Source organism: Exiguobacterium sp. SH3S3 (assembly GCF_004337115.1).
Taxonomy (GTDB): domain Bacteria; phylum Bacillota; class Bacilli; order Exiguobacteriales; family Exiguobacteriaceae; genus Exiguobacterium; species Exiguobacterium aurantiacum_A.
The window spans coordinates 125,502-147,015 of record NZ_SJUU01000006.1; the positions used below are offsets into that span (position 1 = coordinate 125,502).

21 protein-coding genes and 1 pseudogene are annotated in these 21,514 nt (G+C 52.0%); 18 read left to right on the forward strand and 4 right to left on the reverse strand.

Translation table 11 applies throughout. The features are described from left to right. Positions 1 to 257: 257 nt before the first annotated feature. The 13 genes and pseudogenes from EVJ28_RS07630 to EVJ28_RS07690 all read left to right on the forward strand — a co-directional run bounded on the left by EVJ28_RS07630 (position 258) and on the right by EVJ28_RS07690 (position 11,851). Entirely contained in the window at positions 258 to 767 is a 510-nt protein-coding gene (locus tag EVJ28_RS07630; protein ID WP_070327268.1) for a PH domain-containing protein, read from the forward strand. Continuing rightward, a complete protein-coding gene (locus tag EVJ28_RS07635; protein WP_131470522.1) occupies positions 764 to 2,266 on the forward strand; it encodes a PH domain-containing protein in 1,503 nt (500 codons plus the stop codon). The genes EVJ28_RS07630 and EVJ28_RS07635 overlap by 4 nt, the downstream gene beginning before the upstream one ends. Positions 2,267 to 2,876: 610 nt before the next feature. Further along, complete coding sequence (locus EVJ28_RS07640) at positions 2,877 to 4,139, forward strand: NCS2 family permease (RefSeq protein ID WP_016508713.1); 1,263 nt, start codon at positions 2,877 to 2,879, stop codon at positions 4,137 to 4,139. 63 nt (positions 4,140 to 4,202) lie between these two features. Further along, positions 4,203 to 4,796, forward strand: a complete 594-nt coding sequence (locus EVJ28_RS07645; protein WP_070327266.1) for an Imm64 family immunity protein — start codon at positions 4,203 to 4,205, stop codon at positions 4,794 to 4,796. A 109-nt stretch (positions 4,797 to 4,905) separates the two neighbouring features. Next, a complete protein-coding gene (locus tag EVJ28_RS07650) occupies positions 4,906 to 5,394 on the forward strand; it encodes a DinB family protein (RefSeq protein WP_016508708.1) in 489 nt (162 codons plus the stop codon). Next, complete coding sequence (locus tag EVJ28_RS07655) at positions 5,391 to 5,882, forward strand: DUF3916 domain-containing protein (protein WP_131488560.1); 492 nt, start codon at positions 5,391 to 5,393, stop codon at positions 5,880 to 5,882. Before EVJ28_RS07650 ends, EVJ28_RS07655 begins: the two co-directional genes overlap by 4 nt. 162 nt (positions 5,883 to 6,044) lie before the next feature. Then, positions 6,045 to 6,818, forward strand: a complete 774-nt coding sequence (locus EVJ28_RS07660) for a hypothetical protein (protein ID WP_236634088.1) — start codon at positions 6,045 to 6,047, stop codon at positions 6,816 to 6,818. Then, positions 6,815 to 7,738: an AAA family ATPase gene (locus EVJ28_RS07665; RefSeq protein ID WP_016508724.1), complete on the forward strand. Its 924-nt coding sequence runs from the start codon at positions 6,815 to 6,817 to the stop codon at positions 7,736 to 7,738. Before EVJ28_RS07660 ends, EVJ28_RS07665 begins: the two co-directional genes overlap by 4 nt. Before the next feature lie 2 nt (positions 7,739 to 7,740). Further along, positions 7,741 to 8,808, forward strand: coding sequence for a DUF58 domain-containing protein (locus EVJ28_RS07670; protein WP_236634089.1), 1,068 nt, complete (start codon positions 7,741 to 7,743; stop codon positions 8,806 to 8,808). A gap of 14 nt (positions 8,809 to 8,822) precedes the next feature. Continuing rightward, a complete protein-coding gene (locus EVJ28_RS07675; protein ID WP_131488562.1) occupies positions 8,823 to 9,527 on the forward strand; it encodes a hypothetical protein in 705 nt (234 codons plus the stop codon). Continuing rightward, positions 9,515 to 10,717: a hypothetical protein gene (locus EVJ28_RS07680; protein WP_145963154.1), complete on the forward strand. Its 1,203-nt coding sequence runs from the start codon at positions 9,515 to 9,517 to the stop codon at positions 10,715 to 10,717. Before EVJ28_RS07675 ends, EVJ28_RS07680 begins: the two co-directional genes overlap by 13 nt. Before the next feature lie 61 nt (positions 10,718 to 10,778). Then, positions 10,779 to 11,027, forward strand: a pseudogene (locus EVJ28_RS14285) (CPCC family cysteine-rich protein); the annotation flags it as partial. Positions 11,028 to 11,299: 272 nt separating this feature from the next. Beyond that, positions 11,300 to 11,851 carry a hypothetical protein gene (locus EVJ28_RS07690; protein ID WP_131488568.1) on the forward strand — a complete coding sequence of 184 codons (552 nt, stop codon included), beginning with the start codon at positions 11,300 to 11,302 and terminating at the stop codon, positions 11,849 to 11,851. A gap of 465 nt (positions 11,852 to 12,316) precedes the next feature. Here the strand turns inward: EVJ28_RS07690 and EVJ28_RS07695 are convergent, their stop codons facing one another. Continuing rightward, positions 12,317 to 13,027, reverse strand: a complete 711-nt coding sequence (locus EVJ28_RS07695; RefSeq protein WP_201738408.1) for a GntR family transcriptional regulator — start codon at positions 13,025 to 13,027, stop codon at positions 12,317 to 12,319. Between the two features lie 164 nt (positions 13,028 to 13,191). On the opposite strand from EVJ28_RS07695, the gene EVJ28_RS07700 reads away from it, so the two are divergent. The 3 genes from EVJ28_RS07700 to EVJ28_RS07710 all read left to right on the forward strand — a co-directional run bounded on the left by EVJ28_RS07700 (position 13,192) and on the right by EVJ28_RS07710 (position 17,234). Beyond that, positions 13,192 to 15,081 (forward strand): beta-glucoside-specific PTS transporter subunit IIABC, encoded by a 1,890-nt coding sequence (locus tag EVJ28_RS07700; RefSeq protein ID WP_131488572.1) that lies wholly within the window; start codon positions 13,192 to 13,194, stop codon positions 15,079 to 15,081. Between the two features lie 12 nt (positions 15,082 to 15,093). Then, the gene (gene bglA, locus EVJ28_RS07705) at positions 15,094 to 16,548 is read left to right on the forward strand and encodes a 6-phospho-beta-glucosidase BglA (RefSeq protein WP_131488574.1); all 1,455 of its coding nucleotides are present in this window, start codon (positions 15,094 to 15,096) and stop codon (positions 16,546 to 16,548) included. A gap of 422 nt (positions 16,549 to 16,970) precedes the next feature. Then, the gene (locus EVJ28_RS07710) at positions 16,971 to 17,234 is read left to right on the forward strand and encodes an excalibur calcium-binding domain-containing protein (protein WP_131488576.1); all 264 of its coding nucleotides are present in this window, start codon (positions 16,971 to 16,973) and stop codon (positions 17,232 to 17,234) included. Between the two features lie 33 nt (positions 17,235 to 17,267). Here EVJ28_RS07710 and EVJ28_RS07715 read toward each other — a convergent pair whose 3' ends face one another. Together EVJ28_RS07715 and EVJ28_RS07720 are read right to left on the reverse strand one after the other, a co-directional pair. Then, the gene (locus EVJ28_RS07715; protein WP_131488578.1) at positions 17,268 to 17,807 is read right to left on the reverse strand and encodes a hypothetical protein; all 540 of its coding nucleotides are present in this window, start codon (positions 17,805 to 17,807) and stop codon (positions 17,268 to 17,270) included. Beyond that, on the reverse strand, positions 17,804 to 18,670 hold the full coding sequence (locus EVJ28_RS07720; protein WP_131488580.1) for an alpha/beta fold hydrolase: 867 nt from the start codon (positions 18,668 to 18,670) through the stop codon (positions 17,804 to 17,806). Before EVJ28_RS07720 ends, EVJ28_RS07715 begins: the two co-directional genes overlap by 4 nt. 194 nt (positions 18,671 to 18,864) lie before the next feature. On the opposite strand from EVJ28_RS07720, the gene EVJ28_RS07725 reads away from it, so the two are divergent. Both EVJ28_RS07725 and EVJ28_RS07730 read left to right on the forward strand, forming a co-directional pair. Beyond that, positions 18,865 to 19,623 (forward strand): glucose 1-dehydrogenase, encoded by a 759-nt coding sequence (locus EVJ28_RS07725; RefSeq protein WP_131442822.1) that lies wholly within the window; start codon positions 18,865 to 18,867, stop codon positions 19,621 to 19,623. Positions 19,624 to 19,652: 29 nt separating this feature from the next. Continuing rightward, on the forward strand, positions 19,653 to 20,573 hold the full coding sequence (locus EVJ28_RS07730) for an NAD(P)-dependent alcohol dehydrogenase (protein ID WP_131488582.1): 921 nt from the start codon (positions 19,653 to 19,655) through the stop codon (positions 20,571 to 20,573). Positions 20,574 to 20,658: 85 nt separating this feature from the next. Here EVJ28_RS07730 and EVJ28_RS07735 read toward each other — a convergent pair whose 3' ends face one another. After that, a complete protein-coding gene (locus EVJ28_RS07735) occupies positions 20,659 to 21,471 on the reverse strand; it encodes a helix-turn-helix domain-containing protein (protein WP_161566966.1) in 813 nt (270 codons plus the stop codon). Between the last annotated feature and the right edge of the window lie 43 nt (positions 21,472 to 21,514).

The window sequence follows — 21,514 nt, forward strand, 5'->3', positions numbered from 1 at the left end:
TAAACGGATGAATGTTATTTGTTCTCAATTAAATTAAGCTAAGCTGAGGAGCTTTATGTGCATCCCACAAAATTTTGGGACACTCAAGATACATCGAACATTTCCAAGAAGACTTTTAGTTAGACTGCACGAATGAGTAAGGACCGTTCGGGCGCACTCGAACACCTTCCCTGTAGCGGAATGAAACTTTTTTCAAATAAACGACGTATACTAAAAGAGAGACGGACAAGCGTCCGAACGGATAGGGGGAAATACCAATGTCAGACATAGAAACAGTACCAGCATCACTCAGCGGTAAACTACCGATCGAAGCACGGACCGTGTTCCGGTTGTCTAGCGCCATCTTTTACTTGATCGGGCTCGTCATCACCGGCGGTCTCGTCGTCGCCTCGCTCTATTTCGACTGGCCGACATGGCTTCAATATACGATGTATGGCTTGCTCGCCATCGATCTCATCTATAGCGTGATCGACATCGTCGTCTTCCAAAAGTGGAAGCAAGAACGCTTCACGTATGACGTGCGACCGCTCGAGATTCGTCTGCACCACGGCATCATCACGACACACGACGTGTTGATCCCGATGACGAAAGTACAGTACGTCCACGCCCAACAAGGACCGCTGCTCCGGAAGTACGGCCTGCAGACGATCACGATCGGCACTGCGGCCGGGTCGCATGAGATCTATGCGATCGAGGAGTCGTTCGCGAAGACGCTCCGTGAACAGATCGCAGTCTATGCCCGCATCGAGGAGGAGGATGTCGTATGACGGAAGCGACGCTCACCTGGCATCGTCTACCGACTCGCGTTTTACTGTTACGTGTATTAGAGGTCATCAAGTCATTTATCATCCCGCTCGTACTGCTATTTGTGATCAATAACGATTGGAGCTCGACGTTCGGCATCATCTTGCGCGTCGGGATTTTGCTCTTCCTCTTGCTCGACGTGATCCAAAAGTTCTTCGGCTGGCGCAATTTCCGTTACGCCTTGGACGACAAGACGATGTATATCATCGACGGGAACTGGATCAAAAAAGAGAAGTCGCTCCCGCTCTATAAGATCCAAAGCGTCCATTCGAACAGTCCGTTCCTTTACCGTCTGCTCAGTGTCGTCGAGTTGACGTTCGACACGAACGCGAACAGCGACGACGCCTCGTTCAAACTGGCCGGCGTCTTCCCGAACGAGGCGAAGCGGCTCGAGGACATCCTCGACCAGGTCCGTCATCGGAAGACTGAAACGGACTTACCCGTGGAAGAGAAGACAGACACGACATCTGCACCGGTGGCGATTGAAAAACCGGCGAGCCGTTTGTTGTATGCCATCTCGACCCGCGAGATCATCATCGCCTCGCTGACGTCGCTGTCGGTATTCGCCATCTTCCCGGTCGCCTCGACGGTCGTGTCCTCGATCGATGACTTCATCAACCTTGATGGGACGTTCGACCAAGTCGGGGAGTGGGTCATCAGCGCCTCGATCATCGCCATCGGCGTGCTTGTCCTTACTGTCTTGTTCCTGTCTGTCATCATCGGCATGGTCATCAACTTCTTGAAATATGGGAACTTCCAACTCGAACGAAGAGGCGACCGGATCCGTGTCGAGAAAGGGCTCTTGAACCGCTCGGCGAAAGAGATCCCGTACGAGAAGATTCAAGCGATCCGCATCAAAGAGACGTTCATCCGGCGCTGGTTCAACATCGTCGGCGTCGAGCTCGTCGCTGCGGGCACGATGGACGAGTTGAAAGACGAGTCATCGACCATCCTCCCGTTCGTCAAACGGGACAAGGCGATGGCCGTGCTGAACGAGCACTTCAACCAGTTCATATGGGCCGACACGCTCCATCGTTTACCGACACGGTCGCTTTGGATCAAGCTGATGCGGATCAGTTGGTTCGGTCTCATCATCAGTGGTGTCGTCCTCTATTTCTTCCGCGATTACGCCTGGTGGCTCGTCCTGTTGTGGGCCATCATCATCGGCGGCCGCCTGTTGAGCTATATGACGACGCGCTACGCTCGGAACGGTCGCTTCGTCGAGCTCCGGACCGGTGCGTTCAACGTCCACTCATTTTTGACGGACAAGCCGCGGATCGAACAGGTCCAAGTGACACAAACGCCGCTTCAGCGCCGTTTCGATGTATGCAACGTCCTGTTCTCGACTCGTGGTGTCTTATCGAATGAAATGATCGAGGATATCCCGAAACAAGAGGCGGATGCCATGTTGAAATGGTTCTCCCGCTACACGGTAGAAGAAGATATGAAAACACCGGGTTAAATCACCCGGTGTTCGTCACGTCAAATTCATCGTTTTCGTGTTTCTAATACTGAAAACCGGGAACAGATATGGTATGATGCAAGTAGAAAGAGACCGGTGCTCGATACACCGGCCTCTGGCTTACAGGCTACCACTTCAAAAGTGGCCCAGCCGCCACAATGGTTAGTGAATCAGAAAGTGACCCATCTCATTGCGCCGAGGGGGTCATTTTTTTGTGCGTTCAGATTTTGCACGATCGGATGATTGGTGGATTACCAAGTGAACAATGATCGGAGCGAGAATCGGGACGATTACATAATCGCCGACCCAATTCCACAGTTGTTCCATCCGCACCACCGCCTTCCTCCATTGCGGAATTGACGGCTGATCCCACTATTGCTGCGTTAACCTGCCTCTTTATTATAGCAGATTCCCGCTAAAATAGATGCTAAAAACAGGAACGTTTGTTCTTATTTAATAAAATGAACCTTTAGATGGAGTCGTCTCAACACTGGGTCCAAAGGTGGAATTGAACTACGATAGTGTTGCATGTCTGAAGTCAGACAGGATATAATGAGTCTCGTGTGTAACCACATGGGTGGGTGAGGGTGCCAACAAAGGATTGATTCCTATGGCAAAACAAACAGAATGGAAAACAGAAACATACGGGGGCGTGCTGAACTTTCTGGCGACAGCATACATCCCGGCCGTACATGCGGCAATCTTGACACAAGCCGGACTCCCGTTCGAGGGAGCGCTCGTCGGAGCGATTTTGACAAGCATCATCGGGACGTTCATCGCGGGACTGTTCAACTTACCGTTGTTGCTCCTACCTGGTATGGGCATCAATGCGTTGTTCACGTACACGCTCGTCCTGCAGATGGGACTGAGCTGGCAGAGTGCGCTCGCCGTCTCGCTCGTCTCGGGGGCGCTTGTCGTCCTCATGACGGTGACGAAAGTGGCGAGGAAACTCGCGAACGCGTTCCCGCCGATTATTCATGACGGACTGACGGTCGGACTCGGCCTGTTCCTCATCTTGATCGGGCTCGAAGCGGCAGGGATCGTCTCGGGCGGTGGTGGGGCACTGCTCCACATCGGAGACCTTGGGGAGCGACCGGTGCAGGTCGCGTTCCTGACGCTATTCGTTGCGATTCTTTTGTTCTTGAAGATGGGACCGAGCAGCTTCCTCTGGACGATCGCGTTCGGTGTCGGTTTGAGCGCTGTCACGGGCACGCTCGACTGGACAGGTGAGTTCGCGCTCACACCGTTCTTCGAGTCGTTCGGGACCGTGTTCGGCAACGTGTCGTTCGCGCAATCGACATCACCGATCTTCCTGATCGCGGTCGGCGTGTTGACGCTCGTCTTGTTGATCGAGAACATCAGCCTGATCCAGAATCAGACGCGGGCGATCGGCAAGGACGATCAAGCCCCGAAAGGTTTGATCGCCCAAGGGTTGTCGACGATGGCCGGTGCCATGTTCGGCTCGAGCCCGACCGTCTCGACGGTCGAGGTCGCGGCCGGCATCTCGGTCGGCGCACGCGGCGGCATCTCGTCGTTCGTGACGTCAGGTCTTTACGTCGTCTCGCTCTTGCTGTTGCCGCTGTTCGCGATCATTCCGGTGACGGCGATCGCGCCGGTCTTGATCATCATCGGTATGATGATGTTCCAGAACGTGAAGCATCTGCCACTCGACAATTGGGAGCAGGCCTTCCCGGCGATCCTCGTCATTATCATGATCCCGTTCACGTACTCCATCGTCGATGGCATCGGGCTCGGCTTCATCGCCTATACGATGATCGTCTTGTTCAAGAAGGGCTATCGCTCGCTCAGTCCGGTCGTCGGTGTCTTGACCGTATTGTTCTTGGTTTTCTTTTCTTTACCAGTCTGGCTATAAGATGGGGCGGTACCGTGTATACGGTGCCGCTTTTTTGTATGATGAAACAAAGGGGGTGTTTGAATGGATCAAGCAGGCGGATTCATTTCCATCGGGATGGCTTATCCGAGCCATTATCTGTTACCTGAACTTGCTCAAAATGTATGTGCGGAACTGTTAAGTAGCGGTGGCGAAATCATAAACGTGACATACAGTCAGGATGAGGCAGGCACTAGTTGGACGACAACGACAGATACCGACTTTGCTCAGATCGGGCATTACGGATCTATCCATTTACAAAGCAACTATTTTGGAGACGTGGACATGACGATGACCGTGTCCCTTCAAGAGATGGACACCTATGTCGGGATTCTCATCGATATAAAGTGGAATGATGTCGTTTCACACCCTGCATCGAGACCCGTGTTCACACAGAAAATCGAACGACTGCTCGTTGACGTGTATCGCCACATGCCATTCTCGTACGCGCTTGCCGGGCACGAACTTGAGCTCGATTGGGCACCTGATACGTTTCCGACATCAGCGGACTGGTTGGATACGTTCCCTCTTTCTATGGTCCCGTCACCACAAGGCGTGGCGGTAACTTACGGTTCAATTTCAATCGACGGGATGACTCCTCAAACCAATAAGAAGAGGTCTATCCCTTTGGATGCATAAGTGAGGCTCAATCACCCCCACCAAGCATTCCTTGATTGACGAAGCTCAGAGCTGGGCGGCCGGAACATGATACAATTTTCTTAGCTTATAACCGAAGGAGGACACTTTCATGACGAACACTTCAAACGTCATCGACGAGTTTGCATCCTATACAAAATGGCTTAACACGCTAACGGAATTGGATGAAACGACGTGGGAGAGCTCGATTTCGACCAACAAATGGTCAATCAAAACGATCGTACTTCACATCGCCCATTGGGACAACCATCTGTTGAGCGTCATCATCCCGGCCGTCAAGGACGGGGAAGGGATGATCTTCCCTGAGTTCGACTCGTTTAACGCGCGAGCGACCCAAAAAGCAAAACGTCTCTCGGGAGAAAACGTGCTCCAATTAGCCAAAACGAGTCGGAGTTCGCTCGTAGAAGCGCTAACGTCACTTAGTCAAGAGACGCTGACTTCGCAGACGACGGCGAACGGAGCGACTCATTGCCCGCATCAAGGTGTCCCGTATACGATTGCCTATATCGTCACCGAGTTCATCGAACATGACCGACATCACCAGCGGCAAATCGACGCTGTACTAGGGACAACGTCTTGAGGAGACGGGCGAAAGTACGCGGTGTCAGACGAAGACTGAAACGGTTGCGCATGTATGTCGACGAACAGACCCATTCGTTCCCGACGACGTTTCACGACGGGTATTGGCACAACAAAATCCCAATCGATCAACCGTTCTTACTATCGGTACAGGAGAACAGCCGGATTCAATATGCGGTCATCGAGGCGATGATGGAGGGGGCCTCCCGTCTCGTGCGTCTCCGAGAAGAGGAGCGGAACCGGGTCGTCGTCTTGTTGGACCTTCCGACTCTTTGGCAGTCCGAACTCCTCGTGTTTGAAAATGATGCACGATTGAAGGTGTTTATGAAACGTGACTCACCGGATCAGACATGGACGCCCTTGCCCTTAGATGATGTGTTTCAACAAAAGCTCGTAGCCTCAGCGGATGTCGAGGTGCATCGGTTCCACGAGCGGATTCAAGATGAGGATGATATTTATACAGGAGAAGTCTGGTTGCTCGTACAATAAGCGAGCAACTTTTTTTGTTAAAAAACTGAATATTCCATTAATCCATATGCTATAATTCTTTCAAAACCATTTTCCAAAAAAAGGATTAAATGGTATTACCTAATGGAAGGAGCCGTTGAATGAGATGCAGTCCAATCTAAATAGGCATGTACGGATCATCGCATGAGAAAAGCCAAGTTTCTTTTTGTGTCAGCAGTCTTGATTTCCTTTATGTTGGTCGCTCTCTTTTCATTCTCTGGTCAACTCGCTTATACGTATTACAAAGGGTTGGATATCTCAGGGAGTGAAATCACGAGTTGGGTCACGGACTGTCACGACAAGCGAAAGTTGTTTGGGTTCATTGAGGTTGTCGATACGGATATTTGGTGTGGAGATGGTAGTGAAGCAGATCCCGGGCCCGGTATTTCTGAAGCAGGAGCGATTATTGGGCCATCAGATGATGAAGGCGGCACACCAAGGGAAGATGAGAATGACTCGTCTCCGTCATACGGTAAACCATCTACAAGCGATTCCGATCGCCTTTCCCTGTTACCTTACATTTTGAGCGCAATCCTTCTTTTGATTGGCATATGGATGTGGCGTAGACGTCGCTTCAACGAAAAGGAGAGGGAAGCCGTTCCGACAGACGAAAGGATCAACTCAAAGCAAGATCCAGACGAAATGTTCGAACAGGCAAAACGCCCCGCTCATCCACTGCCGGATTCTCCGTTACGGCAACATCTGATTCTATTCGAACAAGCGCTGCCGTCGCAACAACGACGACGACCTTTCGAGACGTTATCCGCCTGGGCGAGCCGCATCGAGCTCGACGCCTCACTTTTGAGCTATTTAGAGATTCGTTATGACAAAGTCGCCATCACCCCGCAACGTGAACAAACGTTCAAACAACAGCTTGATGCCTATTTACTTCGCTTAGAAAAGGAGTCTACCCCATGACCATCAAACGCGTATTGGAACAATTAGACCAGATTTATCTCGGGAAACCTGAAATCACGCGCCTCTGTTGCACGGCGTTACTCGCGAACGGGCACATTCTGCTTGAAGACGTGCCGGGTACCGGGAAGACGCTGCTCGCCAAAAGCATCGCGAAGAGCTTTGAGGCCGAGTTCACACGAATCCAGTTCACGGCCGATTTACTACCGTCAGACATCATCGGATCAGATTTCTTTAACATCCAAACACAGACGTTCGAAAATCGGACGGGACCAATCTTCACCAACATTTTGTTGATTGATGAAGTGAACCGGGCCGTACCAAGGACACAGTCGGCATTACTCGAGGCGATGGAGGAGCGTCAAGTCTCGATCGGCGGGGTCACGTATCAACTGCCGGAACCGTTCTTCGTCATCGCGACGCAAAACCCGATCGAGTCGGCAGGGACGTTCGCCTTGCCAGACGCACAACTCGACCGCTTCTTGATGTCTCTTCAAGTCGGGTACCCCGAAGCGGGCGAGGAGCGTCAATTGATTTTACAGACGATTTCAAAAACTCGGCACGTCGTCCATGCGCTCATGACAAACGAGGCGTTCTTGACAGCGCAACAAGAAGTCGAGGAAATCCGACTTCATGACGATGTCGTGACATATCTACTTGCCCTCATCCAAGAGACACGGAATCATCCGCTCGTCGAAGTCGGGGCCAGTCCACGCGCGACGCTCGCCCTCGTCAAGGCGTCTCAAGCTTACGCTTATATCGAGGATCGTCAATTCGTGACCCCAGAAGATGTCCAAGCCGTCGCGCTACACGTCCTATCACACCGATTGACACTCACGCTCGAAGGGGACGTGAAATCGACAAAACGAGAAGTCCTCGCTGATGTACTAGAACGAGTCGATGTACCGGTCGAGAAGGTGTGAAGATGCGACAGGTCGAAGTTAGCACACCTTCCTTCTTAGACGATAAGCTATGGTCGGCCTATACCGGAATGCTTGTCTTGTTTGTTTGGTTCCCATACGTTTGGCCGCTCGCTTATCTATGTGGTGCCGTTCTAGGACTGATGGTTATCCGTAAATGGTTGACGAAAACGATTGTCGAGGCGACGAGTTTGTCTTTCTATCAAAAAGAACAGTTGTTGTTCGTGAATGATTGTGTCTCTCTAAGGATGGATGTGACAGCTGTCGAGCGTCTCGAAGAATTCGGGATTCCGACGTCGGTGCGATTGGTCACGGGACACGGCTTGACGTTTGATGAGGATCAGCGCGTGCGTGTCATTCAACTTTGCGATGAATCGACCTATTCGCTTCCAATCCATGCGACAAAGCGCGGGCCCGTTCAAGTCGAAGAATGCATTCTTCAATTTAGGCTCCCGTTTTGGCTCGGCACCATCTTCGTCACGGACCATGCGCTCACGCTTCCATCTTGGACCATCCTCCCGTCCATCACGAAACGGAACAGGTTGGACTCGCGCATGTTGCGGATGGGGGATCGACTCGTCAAACATTCACCGCTCCACGACCCGTTGATGATCCAAAGCTCAAAACAATATGAGCAAGAGCCGGTGAAACAAATTGACTGGGTCGCTACAGCCAAGACAGGGAAGCTACAGGCGAAAGTATATGAGCGCCAAAACCTCGATACGTTCACATTGATGCTTGACTTGAGCGGTCCGCTCGGGAATGGTCTCCACGCCCGTTACGAAGAGTTGATTCAACAGGCCGCTTATCTGGTATCCTATTTGGTGAAGGAAGAGTGTAAAGTCGAGCTGTTCATCAATCGCCTAGATGCTGATAATAAAGTCGATCACCTTCGGATGAGTGACGGTCGTAAGCAGTTGCGCCTCGCACTCGTGCGCCTGGCGTCGATTCACGAGTCGAATCGATTCGTCGCCTCAAAACGGTTTGGCCGAATCATCGAGCGCCAAAAACATCCACATGCGGAACTGATTCGGATTGATGCGTCATTCCTAAAACAAATGTCTGTCGGTTGAAAGGAGAAAGAAACATGTTCCGCCTGATCACAACATTCGCTTTAGCCGGGGTCTTCACGCTCGGTGCTACGTCGGCAGCGGCGGCGCCGACAGAACGATCCGCGGAGCGTTTCGCTGAAGAACATTTCGAGTCAATCGTCCTCGACCATATCGAAGGAGACGACCCGAGTAACTATCACTTGACGGAAAGTCGCACCGTCTCGTTCGGTCCGCTCCATGAAGTATTGATTGCCGCGCAATCCTGTTATTCGTTGGACGAAATGTGTACGTTCGTCTCGAGCAAGGAGTACGTATCAGCCGTCCTACAAGATGGGGAGCCGAGAAACGTCATCGGTACGTGGGAGCAAGAACCGGGCATTTTCGCCTTCTCCACGTTCGGGTATGGCGACGAGTTGGCCATTGCCTTAGCTGATGTGTCCGGCTCACTCGTCCATTCTGCTCAAGAGAATGCCTGGTTTGACCTAAACGGTGAGACGTTGACCGCCTTGACGACCGATGCGAAACGGTTCATCGGCGGAGACACGATCACGCTCGAGATGTATCAGAAACTCTTGGTCGAGACACATTCAAACGATCAAGGTTCCGCGGAGGATGCCCTTACTGGTGGTTCAGGTGACGTTCAGACGACAGAGTCGAAATCGTATCGGATGCTTGGCCTCGCATTGTTGGCGGGGCTCCCGCTCGGTTATCTTTTGTACCGGAGGCGATGGAAAAGATGAATTTGAAACGTCCGTGGTTACGTGAAGTTGACGCGACCACGGCTTTATTTGTGCGTCAACAGGCGGTGCACACGAATAAATTTGAACAAAAGACGGAGAGTTTATCACGTTCAAACGATGTGGTGTTATGGAAAGTGGACCGTTATGAATTCGACCAAGTCTATGATCAAAGGCTTGATGAGGTGTATCGCTCGATTCGTCGACAAGATGCTGACATCTTTTCATTTCATTCGGATGACATACAGATCGATAAGGGTTTTACCGATGTAACGATACTACGTTACCTCATCTTGCATCCGTTCACGCGAGACGTCTATGTCGATGCCGCATCATCTGGGGTCGTTGAGACGGTGTATGTCTGGATGCATCCGATTGAGGTGTGTAAACAGAGAGACCGAATCACTCGTGTGACGCTAGACGTCTCGGACATCGCGACATGTTTTACGGACTACGAGAAAGAGCCGGACTTGAAACTTTGTCGAATCCTCTGTCATCAGACAGAGATGCTGATTTTACCGAGCCATGCATTCAAAGAGGGAGAAGCAAATCGCCTAATTTACCGACATCTCGCCGACGCAGAGTTCCCGTTACGCGTGGAGCGGAAAACAAAGGTACTGTTGCCAAAGAGACATCGTTTCTCGTTTGAACGCTTAGAAGAGGAGTCTGTCACATCCGGGATTGTTCGCAATCGTGAGGAGATTGAACCATGGCTGACACTTTCCCGTGACGAACATCGCCAAGGCGTCGTCACGTTCTCAAATGAAACGGATTTGCTGGTGAGCTATTACCGTGAGGGACTGACACTCCAAGGGACGACAATCGAATCCGTTGAGTCAATTGACACAGCGGATTATGAGACGTTCTTTCACCACGTGACAAAGGGTGTGTTTCCAATCGAGTTGACGTTCTGTCTCGGAGGAACGTTCGGCCCGAGGGAGAAAGTGTATCGATTGACGCTTCATGATGACGACTGGAAGAAGTTGATTGAAGACAAGCTGCTGCCCCAGCTCGGCAATCTGAAAGCAAGCGGGTTTTGGCAGTCCCTCTCATCCCCTACATCTGTACAGACACTTGAAACGTTCATGGGAGAGTATCATCCTCATATCTTCGGAAACTTCGCACTGGCGCATGATGCGGACGATGTGTATCACTTTCTCGATCATGTGAACGGTTCAATCAAGCGGTTTTGAAGTAGTAAGCAGTGTTTTTACATTGCTTGTTGCATATTTTTTACGAAATGGAGCTGTACAAATGAAAACATATACGTGTCTCTGTTGTGGTTACAAAACGCTGGAGGAAAAGCCGCCCGGAACGTTTTTGATTTGTCCGAACTGCTTTTGGGAGGATGATGGCGTAGGCCCCGACGATTGGGGAGGGGCAAACGGTGTTTCTTTACGAACGGCGCAGCGAAATGTGATTCGTTTCGGGGTTTCCGAGGAACAGTTGGTCGGCGATCGTCCATCGAGAGAATATGAAAAGGACGCGGCATGGAAACCCGTCTGGGAAGCGAATCCGTCGATGTCACCCTCCTTATTAATCGATGGTGTAGTCTTGCATCGAAAAAAGAATAAGCCTATTGATATCAACCGGTTCAATGAACAGTTTGAAAAAATGTTGAAACAAAATGGATGGACGTTTGGCGGAGAATTTGTTCAGTCTGAAGAATAAGAGACTGTTTCGAAAACTACACAACGCATCAAGCCATAAGGTTATACCTCGCTGATCTTGTTTGGCATTTAGAGTAAGAGAACATACAGAAATCAGGTGAAGTAATGTATCGATATAGAATAACCAAATACAATCCCGCTTTTCGAGACGAGCCCTATGGATACAAAAAGGATGAATGGACAGCCATTTCTGATATCGGAAAGTCGTTTGAAGGCATCACGCTTCACTTTGAAGAGTACATGAGAGTTGAAGATGCCTATGTGACCTCGGTCAAGTGGATCATGAAGCATTGCAATGTGATTTCCCTAAGAGTGTCTTATATTGAGAAGCGAGGTCGACTTTCACGTCATGAAATTCAACGGCCTGACCTTTCGGAAATCGTTTATACTGCAAAAACGAGAGATTTGTATAAACGGGTAAAGAAAGGAACTGTGCTGACTGGGTGGAGAATCGAACATATGATTCGCTTGATGTTGCGAGAAGAGCTTTATGCGCAACTCGTTGGGAATGAATCGCATCATAAAGATGAACCGTTTGAAGTGTTTATCGGATACGATTATTTGATGGGGATTCATACGAATATAAATCTTCAGCACCTGAAAGAACAGCTCTTGAATATCGGAATGTATCTCGAAAATCCGTCTGGGGAGAGTTGACTTGAACATACTTAGAGAATTCAAATCAATCGATAGTGAAGTTTGGCGAGTGCAACTCGACGAGAGTGACGCATTCCTCATCATCAAAGATGAGAGAAGGCGGAGTGATCTCACCGATTATCCGTGGTTTTCTGAACATGAGGCTTCTATTTTTGAATCAAAAGAAAACGTGATTCATGTCAGTTATCTCGTCACCCCGGACGTCCGATTGAGTCCGGAACACTTGGCTGAAGTGTATGTAGTTGTCGAACAGCTATTGCATCACATCGCCCAGGCCTCATGTGATATCGTATTCAGCCCATACAGTTTCCCTACCAAAACGGAGATACATACTCATATAAATGAGACGTGTAAGATTGATTCGTATTCAGTCGATGCGTATCGACACCTGACTCAAGTACAGTCCAAATAGATTACGGTTATACAAAAACACCGCCCTTACGCCAATGCGTAGGAGCGGTGTTTTCACATGTACGGCCCGTTCGCCTGAACGACGAACTGCGAGTGCTCGTAATGATAGGTGATACGGGAGTAGTCGAACGGCTTCCCGTTCGTGAGATGAAAGATCGTCTCGATGCGAAGCGTCGGGTCGTCCGCCTGCAAGCCGAGGTATCCGGCTTCCGTCGCGTTCAACCGACCGACCTGCATGTACATGTCGGAGAAGCCGATCGTGACGCTGAGCGCGCTCTGGACGTAGTCGAAGATCGAGTCGGCAACGATCTCCCGGTTCAAATACGGGACGATTTGCTTCACGTAATACGACTCCTCGTGACAAAGCACCTCGCCATCGACGAAGCGGACCCGTTCGACGTGATAGACGTCGTCCGTCACGTCGATCCCGAGGTTCTGCGCAACTGTCTCGTCAGGTTTTGTGACCGAGACGTCGAGCACGTCCGACGTCAAGATGCGGTCGCCGAGATTGCTCTTGAACCCTTGCGTCGAGAACAGGCTCATGTAGCCCGGGCGGTTATGACGCCGGACGAAGATGCCGCTCCCGCGAAGTTGGAAGACTACCCCACGCCGTTCGAGCAGTTCGAGCGCTTTCGTCACCGTGCTCTTACTGACGGCATATTGGCTCATCAACTGTTCGAGCACGGGCAGTTTATCGCCTTGTTTCAAATCATGTTGATTGATGTACTGTTCGATCTCTGCTGCAATCTGTTGGTATTTTAGCACGTTCATCCCTCATCTACTTGAAAATGTTGCCTTCATTATACCACACACATGTTTGCTAAACGTTCACAAACTTTTTTATTGTATCGCTATTGATTAATTGTACCGGTACAATTATAGTAAGGGTGTACAAAATGTAAGCGTTATGAAAAAAGGAGGGTATTCACTTGAGTAAAGTTCGGGATTATTCAAAACTCGCCAAGGACATCTTGGAGGCTGTCGGCGGGGAAGACAACATCATCAACGCAGCCCGGTGTGCGACACGGCTTCGTCTCGTCTTGAAGCGGTCAAACCCGCAGGCGAAAGAGCGTGTCATGGCGATGCCAGGTGTCATCACGGTCGTCGAGACGGGCGGACAGTTCCAAGTCGTCATCGGTCAGCACGTCGGAGAAGTGTTCGAGGAGTTCGCGCAGCTCGTGAAAATCGAAGGCACTGAAACAGAGGCGGACCAAAAAGGAACGATACTCAACCGGATCATCGCGACGATGTCCGCGGTGTTCGCGCCGTTCATCTATATTTTAGCGGCAGCCGGGATTTTGCAAGGGGTACTCATTTTAACGACATTGTTGTTCGAAGGTTTCGCCGAGACGGGGACATACGAAGTGTTCAGCTTCATCTCATGGGCACCGTTCACGTTCTTACCGATCTTTATCGCCATCACGGCATCGAAACATTTCAAGACGAACACGTTCATTTCCGTCGCGGCAAGTGCGGCCTTGGTCAGTCCGACATGGGCCGAGATGGCGGCACGCATCACGTCAGGGGAGGCGATCAGCTTCCTTGGGATTGCCTTGTCCGGTACGACGTACACGTCTTCCGTCTTGCCACCGCTCTTCCTCGTCTGGATCTTGTCGTACGTCGAGCGGTTCTTGAACCGGCATATGAACGAGGTCATTCGTCCTCTATTTGTGCCGTTCTTCAGTTTAGTGCTCATGGTGCCGCTCACGATCCTCGTCATCGGACCAATCACGACGATGGGTGCGGTCGGGATCGCCAACGGCTATAACTTCCTAGCTGAAAACGCGCCGTTGCTCGCTGGCGCCATCATCGGGGGACTTTGGCAAGTCGTCGTCATCTTCGGGGTCCATTGGGGTGTGACGCCGATGGTGCTCGCCAACTTCGACTTATACGGCCGTGACTCGTTCCAAGCCTATCAGACGATCGCCGTCATCGCCCAAGTCGGCGCCGTTCTCGGTGTCATTTTGAAAGCGAAGAGCCAAGAAATTAAAAAAGTCGGAGTGTCGGCCGGGATCACTGGACTGTTCGGTATCACCGAGCCCGCCATCTACGGGGTGACGCTACGCTTCAAGAAACCGTTCATCTTCGGATGTATCTCGGGTGCGGTCGGTGCCATCGTCGCAAGTTTCTTCAATCCTTATTACTTCGCCTACGCCGGACTCCCGGGCCCACTCACGCTTGTGAACGGAATCAGTGAAGACGTGCCGACATCGATTTGGGGACTGTTGATCGGGACGGCGATTGCCATCATCCTCCCGGTCGTCTTGATTCAAATCTTCGGCTTCGGGGAAGACACTGCCAAACAGGCAAATGAAGAATTGGCGACGCCAGCGACAGCGGAAGCGAGCGCGACGGTCGTCCAAGAAGAAACGATTACGTCACCGCTATCAGGGAAAGTCATCGCCTTGAGTGATGTCCCGGACGACGTGTTCGGCTCTGGGGCAATGGGGAAAGGTTACGCCGTAGAACCAAACGGGAATAACATTGTGGCGCCATTCGATGGGACGGTCGTCATGGTCGCACCGACAAAACATGCGATTGGACTGCGTTCGAACTCAGGGATCGAGCTCTTGATTCACGTCGGGCTCGACACAGTGACACTTGACGGGAAACCGTTCACTGTCCACGTCAAAGATGGGGACAGCTTCAAAGCGGGCGATGTATTGATGACGTTCGATCGCGACATGATCGCCGCCCATAACTTATCAAGTATCACACCAGTCATCGTGACGAATAGCTCGACTTACGCCGATGTACTCGTTCAACCAAGCGATGAGACAGACACAACGAAGCCGCTGCTCACGATTGTTCATCAATAAGGAGGAATAAACATGAAGACATTACCGAAAGATTTTCTATGGGGTGGCGCCCTCGCCGCCCATCAATTTGAAGGCGGCTGGGACGCCGACGGCAAAGGCCCGAGCGTCGTCGACGTCTTGACAGCAGGCGCCCATGGCGTCGCACGCCGGATCACGGACAAGGTCGAGCCGGACGAGTTTTATCCGAACCATGAGGCAATCGACTTCTACCACCGCTATAAAGAAGACGTCGCCTTGTTCGCCGAGATGGGTTTGAAGTGTCTCCGGACGTCGATCGGCTGGAGCCGCATCTTCCCGAACGGTGACGACGCCGAACCGAACGAGGCCGGGCTCAAGTTTTACGATGACTTGTTCGATGAGCTGTTGAAGCACGGCATCGAGCCGATCATCACGTTGTCACACTTCGAGATGCCGCTCCACCTCGCCCGTGAGTACGGCGGATTCCGCAACCGGGCCGTCGTCGACCATTTCGTCCGCTTCGCCGAGGTCTGTTTCGACCGTTACAAAGACAAGGTCAAATATTGGATGACGTTCAACGAGATCAACAACAAGATGGACGTCAACAACCCGCTCTTCCTCTGGACGAACTCAGGCGTCATCGTCGAGGAAGGCGAGAACGCCCGTGAGGTCATGTATCAGACGGGTCACCATGAGTTGATCGCGAGCGCGCTCGCCGTCGCGAAAGGGAAAGTGATCAATCCGGACTTCGAGATCGGGGCGATGGTATCGCACGTACCGATCTATCCGTATTCGTCGAACCCGGACGACGTCATGCTCGCCGAGGAGATGATGCGCCAGCGCTACTTCTTCCCGGACGTGCAAGTACGCGGGTTCTATCCGAGCTACGCTTTGAACGAGTTCGAGCGTGAAGGCTACAACATCCCGTTCCTGGACGGGGACGACGACATCTTGAAGAACGGGACTGTCGACTACCTCGGTTTCAGCTACTACATGTCGACGACCGTGAAGAGCGACGTCGTCGCCGACAACAGCGGCGACATCGTCAACGGCGGTCTGCCGAACGGTGTCGAGAACCCATATATCAAGTCGAGCGACTGGGGTTGGGCGATCGATCCGGTCGGTCTTCGCTACGTGCTGAACCGGTTGTACGACCGCTATCAGATCCCGCTCTTTATCGTCGAGAACGGTTTTGGCGCCGTCGATGAGATCATCGACGGAAAGATTCACGACGCGGCCCGCATCGATTACTTGAAGGCCCACATCGAGCAGCTCAAACAAGCGGTCGTTTATGACGGCGTCGACTTGATCGGCTACACGCCGTGGGGCATCATCGACATCGTCTCGTTCACGACGGGCGAGATGAAGAAGCGGTATGGCATGATTTACGTCGACCGTGATAATGAAGGCAACGGCTCGATGGAGCGGATGAAGAAAGACTCGTTCGATTGGTATAAGCACGTCATCGAGACGAACGGGGAAGCGTTGGAATACGAAGCGACAAAATAATTTTCCATGAATAAACCCACCTCTTTCAAAAAAAAAGAGGTGGGTTTATTCCTTCTACAGATGTTGCGGCAATAGGAATTTGCAAAAGTCACTGATTATAGCCGACGAATAACGTAAATGTGATGAGCATGACGGATGAAATCATGAGAACCACAGCGAGTGAGCTGGCGAACAGCAAAAAAAGTTTTGAGAAGTTGATCCGTTTCTTCCAAACCCCTATTAGGAATGCAAGATTCATTACCAAGAAAAATGTGAGCACGAGCAGAGGTACTGCGCGCTCTTGCATCAATATGAATAAGTCCATAATGTAATACTTCCTTTCTTCCGTCATGACATTTCCAAAAGAGGTATATTGCTCGTAATCAACCGTATAATGATGAAAACTGCTAGACGTATCGTCTGCTAATTTGGAGGAAATAAGAATGAAGAAACTGCTTCGTGCAACTGTGGCCTGTCTCGCTTTGTTTACGCTGAGCCTTGCTCCTGCAAATCCGGCTGATGCCGCTGCCAAAAAGTTTAAAAACTGTACCGAGCTCAACAAAACCTACAAGGGTGGTGTCGCGAAAAACAAGACCATCAAAAACAAAGGCGGCAAGACGAAATACAAGCCGTATGCCAACAGTTCGCTGTACAAAGCGAACGAATCGAAAGATCGCGATAATGATGGGATTGCCTGTGAACGCTAAGAGATGAGGGGACAGTCGTCCTCCATCTCTTATTTAGTTATTGAAGCGGTATGATACGTCTCCCGCAGCATCGTAACCGGTGATGGCGTCAATCGATTCGATTTGGTCGACGAGGATGAACCAGACGTCATTCCCAGCTTTCGTGCTCAATAGTTCCGGCTCGAAGCGATCCCCGTTCAACTCGACGACGACACGTGTTGTCGTCCCATGATTCATCCCGTAAAGGATATCGAACGGAGCGCAGTCCAGCTCATCCCCGCACGTCCGTCCGTCGACCGACCAGGTGAGGCCGTCTTCTGACAGCGAGCGGGACGTGATCGACTCGACGTGATCATCGATGGTGATCTCTAAGCCGATGCCTTCAATGAACAGTTCATCGCTTAGCTCGTCTGTCGGGTAGCGTTCTGTGAAGAAACGGAGCGTCATCTCGGGGTCAGCGACCTGATGGACCAGGACGGGTTCCGCCGTCGCTGATAATTCGGGTTGCCCGGTTGATTCCACTTGCCAGGCAATCCCGGCAGAAAGTAGCAACACAACGACGATCATGAGCACAACCTGTTGATTCTGCTTCATGCGAATCTACTCACTTTTTTAGACTGTAAAAACTGACGCACCCGCTCGAACGGGAACTCCGGACTCCAATGAACGAAGTGACCTCCAGGAACGGACTGAAAGGTGACCGGAAGTCGGTCTTGCTGAAGACTCGCAACGGCAGACTTCGTCAATTCAGCTTCTTTCGTGTCCACGCCGATAAAGTCAGCGTAGACGAGAAGCGTCGGTACGCGGAGCATCCTCATGAGCTGGCTCATGTCCAAGTTATAGTAGCCGAACAGTAAGTTCATTCCACCGGGACCTAGTTTGGCAGGAGCATCCAAGGCCCGGCGTACTTCGTCCCGCTCAGGTGACCCCGTCTGCGTGCAGAACGCTTTGAACTGTTCCTCTGAAATCGATTCTGCCGCTTTGTCCGTTATGAATCTCGCCTCGATTTTCCGGACGGCTGTCGGCCCAAGCATGCGGTAGATCACGTTCAAGAGCGGGACGACGAGCCCGAACGCACCATATTCTTGCAGTGGGACTCGCGGGAACGGCTTATGTCCGGCGTCGAGCAAGACGAGCCGTTCCAGCTTTTCAGGGTAATGGGCGGCAAACGCGAGGGCGACCGCGCCCCCGAGCGAGTGACCGCTCACATGGACAAGGCCGAGTCCTGCTTCCACGATATAGCCGTTCACCCAATCCGCTAATTCCAAAGAAGTGACTCTCCCTTTGAGTCCTTCGCAGCGACCGAACCCTGGCAGATCGAGCAGATGGACCTCGAAATCGTCGTCAAGCGCCTCGGCGAGCGTCAGTCCCTCGTTTCTTGAGAACCCCCCGGCCGGTAGGAACAACAGCGGAGGACCGCTCCCGCTCCCGATCACTTCCGCATCATATCGTCCCAAGTCATCAACCCTTCCTCAAATCCCAATATATGTATTCCTTTCATTGTAAAGGAGATATCGTACGAAAAGAAGAACATTCTTCCATCAACAGCATGCAGGTCGCTTCAAATTCGGGTATAGACTACTGACACGTGTCCAGTCCGCACTTGTCGTTTTGCTGTGTCGTCTTCTACTTAGCCAAGGAGGAATGCTGTGTGAAACTATCAGGCAAGACAGCGCTCGTGACCGGTGCCGGTTCTGGCATGGGGCGGGCCATCGCCAAGCTATACGCCGCGGAAGGTGCTCGCATCGTCGCCGTCGATATGAACGGGGATACGGTCGAGGCGGTCGCAAGTGAGATCAAGTCGTCCGGCGGGGAAGCGGTCGGTATCGCCGCGAACGTGACGAAGCAAGCGGACATCGACAACATGGTCGCGACGGCGACGGGGCAGTTCGGCTCACTCGATATTTTAGTGAACAACGCCGGCATCATGGACAACTTCATGACGGTCGGTGAAGTGACCGACGACGTATGGGACCGTGTCATCGCCGTCAACTTGACCGGTCCGATGAAGATCGCCCGGGCCGCCATCAACGTGATGGAGAAACAGGAGTCGGGTGGGGTCATCATCAATATCGCCTCGGTCGGCGGCTTGTTCGGGACACGAGGCGGTGCCGCGTACGTCGCATCAAAACACGCGCTCATCGGTCTCACGAAAAACATTGCCGCGACGTATGGCACGTTCGGCAAGATTCGGGCCAACGCCATCGCACCAGGCGGGGTCAATACGAACATCGGGGCGACGATCACGGCGCCGAGCGATCTCGGGATGCGCGCCATTCAAGCGGCAGGAGAAGCACCGATTGGCGAACCGGACCAAATCGCAAGCGCCGCGCTGTTCCTCGCTTCAAGTGACTCGAGCTTCGTCAACGGGGACGTCTTGAAAGCAGACGGTGGTTGGACCGCCCGCTAAAAGACAAGCGACTTGTGAGGAGGTACACGATGAGAGCAGTGATTTGTACCGCATATGGCCCGCCGGAAGTGTTACAGCTTCAGGAAATTAAAAAGCCTGTGCCGAAAGCAACCGAACTGCTGATTAGAGTACACGCATCAGCCGTTCAATCCGGGGACCGCCGGCTTCGTGCGTTAGATGTACCGGCAGCAGGTAAGTTGCCGATGCGTGTCGTCGTCGGCTTTAAAGCGCCGAGACAGCCTGTCTTAGGTGTCGTCCTAGCAGGTGAAGTGGTCGAGACGGGGCGACGTGTGCAACACTTCAAGGTGGGAGATCGTGTCTATGCGCTGACCGGGATGCGATTTGGTGGCTATGCCGAATATGCATGCATCAAAGAGACGAAATGTGTCGAGCTCATGCCTCAACACGCAAGCTTTGCAGAAGCAGCCAGTCTTCCGTTCGGTGGAACGACAGCCCTTCATTTTTTGCGTAAGGTGAACATCGAACAGGCGAAGTCCGTATTGATTTACGGAGCTTCCGGGGCGGTCGGTTCCATCGCGGTACAGATCGCCAAACATTTCGGTGCTCACGTGACAGCCGTCTGTCGGGAACGAAACTTCGAATTGGTCAAAAGCCTTGGCGCAGACGTAGTCATCGATTATACAAAAGAGGGCTATGACAGCGAACTGACAACGTACGACGCTGTGTTTGACGCGGCAGGAAAAATCGATAAGCGGATGGCTCGTAAACATGTCGGGGAAAAAGGCCGGTTCAGTTCGGTTGCCGGACAGGGAGTAGCAAGCGAACGGAAAGAGGATCTGACCCTGTTGAATCAGATGTTTGAAGCCGGAGACCTGAAGGCCGTCATCGATTCGATTTATCCGATGGAGGAAATCGTCGCAGCGCACCGCTATGTGGACGCCGGCCAGAAAGTTGGAAATGTCATCGTGTCGGTCGTGCATGAGGAATGACATCGTCTCTCGTCCATCGAGAACGCAAAAAGAAGGAGTCTAGCCATCGAAACTCGGCGGCCAGACTCCTGTTTTCATTTCCTCTTCACTTGGTCTTCTTGCCCTTGCGGTAGACGAGCGGGGTGACCTTATGTACTTTCTTGAACGTCTGGACGAAGTGACTGACGCTCGTGTAGCCGTAGTGACTCGCTATTGCGGCGACCGACTCCGTCGTCTCTTGTAACTGATGCGCCGCCACTTCCATGCGGACGTCGCACGCATAGGCGAGCGGACTCTTGCCCGTCCACTTCGTGAAATAGCGGCAACATTCCGCCCGGCTCAAGCCACCGGCCTCGGCAATCTGTTCGAGCGTCACGCGCTCCGTCACATGTTCATGGATATAAGCGAGCATCGCCTTCATCCGGTCTTGACCGACGAGTCTCGTTTGCTCGTTTGTCTGTTGAATCCAGTAACGCCAGACGACCGCCATCTGGAGCGTGGCATCTAAGAGGGCGAACGATGAGTCGCCATGTAAACTTCGGGATACCTTGTCGATCGTATCTAACACGGCCTTCTCCGCGCGCTCGGTCGGCGTGAGGAGTTTTAGGGGCAACGTCGCCCCCGTCATGAACGGCGTGACGAACCTTTCGGCAAGCAACGGTGCGAATAAGTCGTATGGATCGACACGGACGTCGACGAACCGAGTCGCTTCTTCGGACGAAACGACTTGATACAGTTGCCCCGGCGCCAACAAAAGGCCCGACCCGGTGCGAAGACTATGACGGTCCCCGTTGACCATCAAGTCGACGCGACCTGCCCTCACTATAAAGGCGTGGAAGTGATCGGTCACGTGGATCATAGCTGTCATGACCGCGCCTGTTGTCGATTCCACGATCTGAAGTGAACTTTGTTCCAACATCTTCATCCCACCTCAATATTTGAACATTTGTTTCGGGATTACA

Excerpts from the sequence above, each read along its gene's own strand:
- EVJ28_RS07630 (WP_070327268.1), top strand. The coding sequence starts at position 258 with ATGTCAGACATAGAAACAGTACCAGCATCACTCAGCGGTAAACTACCG.
- EVJ28_RS07635 (WP_131470522.1), top strand. The coding sequence starts at position 764 with ATGACGGAAGCGACGCTCACCTGGCATCGTCTACCGACTCGCGTTTTA.
- EVJ28_RS07640 (WP_016508713.1), top strand. The coding sequence starts at position 2,877 with ATGGCAAAACAAACAGAATGGAAAACAGAAACATACGGGGGCGTGCTG.
- EVJ28_RS07645 (WP_070327266.1), top strand. The coding sequence starts at position 4,203 with ATGGATCAAGCAGGCGGATTCATTTCCATCGGGATGGCTTATCCGAGC.
- EVJ28_RS07650 (WP_016508708.1), top strand. The coding sequence starts at position 4,906 with ATGACGAACACTTCAAACGTCATCGACGAGTTTGCATCCTATACAAAA.
- EVJ28_RS07660 (WP_236634088.1), top strand. The coding sequence starts at position 6,045 with ATGAGAAAAGCCAAGTTTCTTTTTGTGTCAGCAGTCTTGATTTCCTTT.
- EVJ28_RS07665 (WP_016508724.1), top strand. The coding sequence starts at position 6,815 with ATGACCATCAAACGCGTATTGGAACAATTAGACCAGATTTATCTCGGG.
- EVJ28_RS07670 (WP_236634089.1), top strand. The coding sequence starts at position 7,741 with ATGCGACAGGTCGAAGTTAGCACACCTTCCTTCTTAGACGATAAGCTA.
- EVJ28_RS07675 (WP_131488562.1), top strand. The coding sequence starts at position 8,823 with ATGTTCCGCCTGATCACAACATTCGCTTTAGCCGGGGTCTTCACGCTC.
- EVJ28_RS07680 (WP_145963154.1), top strand. The coding sequence starts at position 9,515 with ATGGAAAAGATGAATTTGAAACGTCCGTGGTTACGTGAAGTTGACGCG.
- EVJ28_RS07690 (WP_131488568.1), top strand. The coding sequence starts at position 11,300 with ATGTATCGATATAGAATAACCAAATACAATCCCGCTTTTCGAGACGAG.
- bglA (WP_131488574.1), top strand. The coding sequence starts at position 15,094 with ATGAAGACATTACCGAAAGATTTTCTATGGGGTGGCGCCCTCGCCGCC.
- EVJ28_RS07710 (WP_131488576.1), top strand. The coding sequence starts at position 16,971 with ATGAAGAAACTGCTTCGTGCAACTGTGGCCTGTCTCGCTTTGTTTACG.
- EVJ28_RS07715 (WP_131488578.1), bottom strand. The coding sequence starts at position 17,807 with ATGAAGCAGAATCAACAGGTTGTGCTCATGATCGTCGTTGTGTTGCTA.
- EVJ28_RS07730 (WP_131488582.1), top strand. The coding sequence starts at position 19,653 with ATGAGAGCAGTGATTTGTACCGCATATGGCCCGCCGGAAGTGTTACAG.
- EVJ28_RS07735 (WP_161566966.1), bottom strand. The coding sequence starts at position 21,471 with ATGTTGGAACAAAGTTCACTTCAGATCGTGGAATCGACAACAGGCGCG.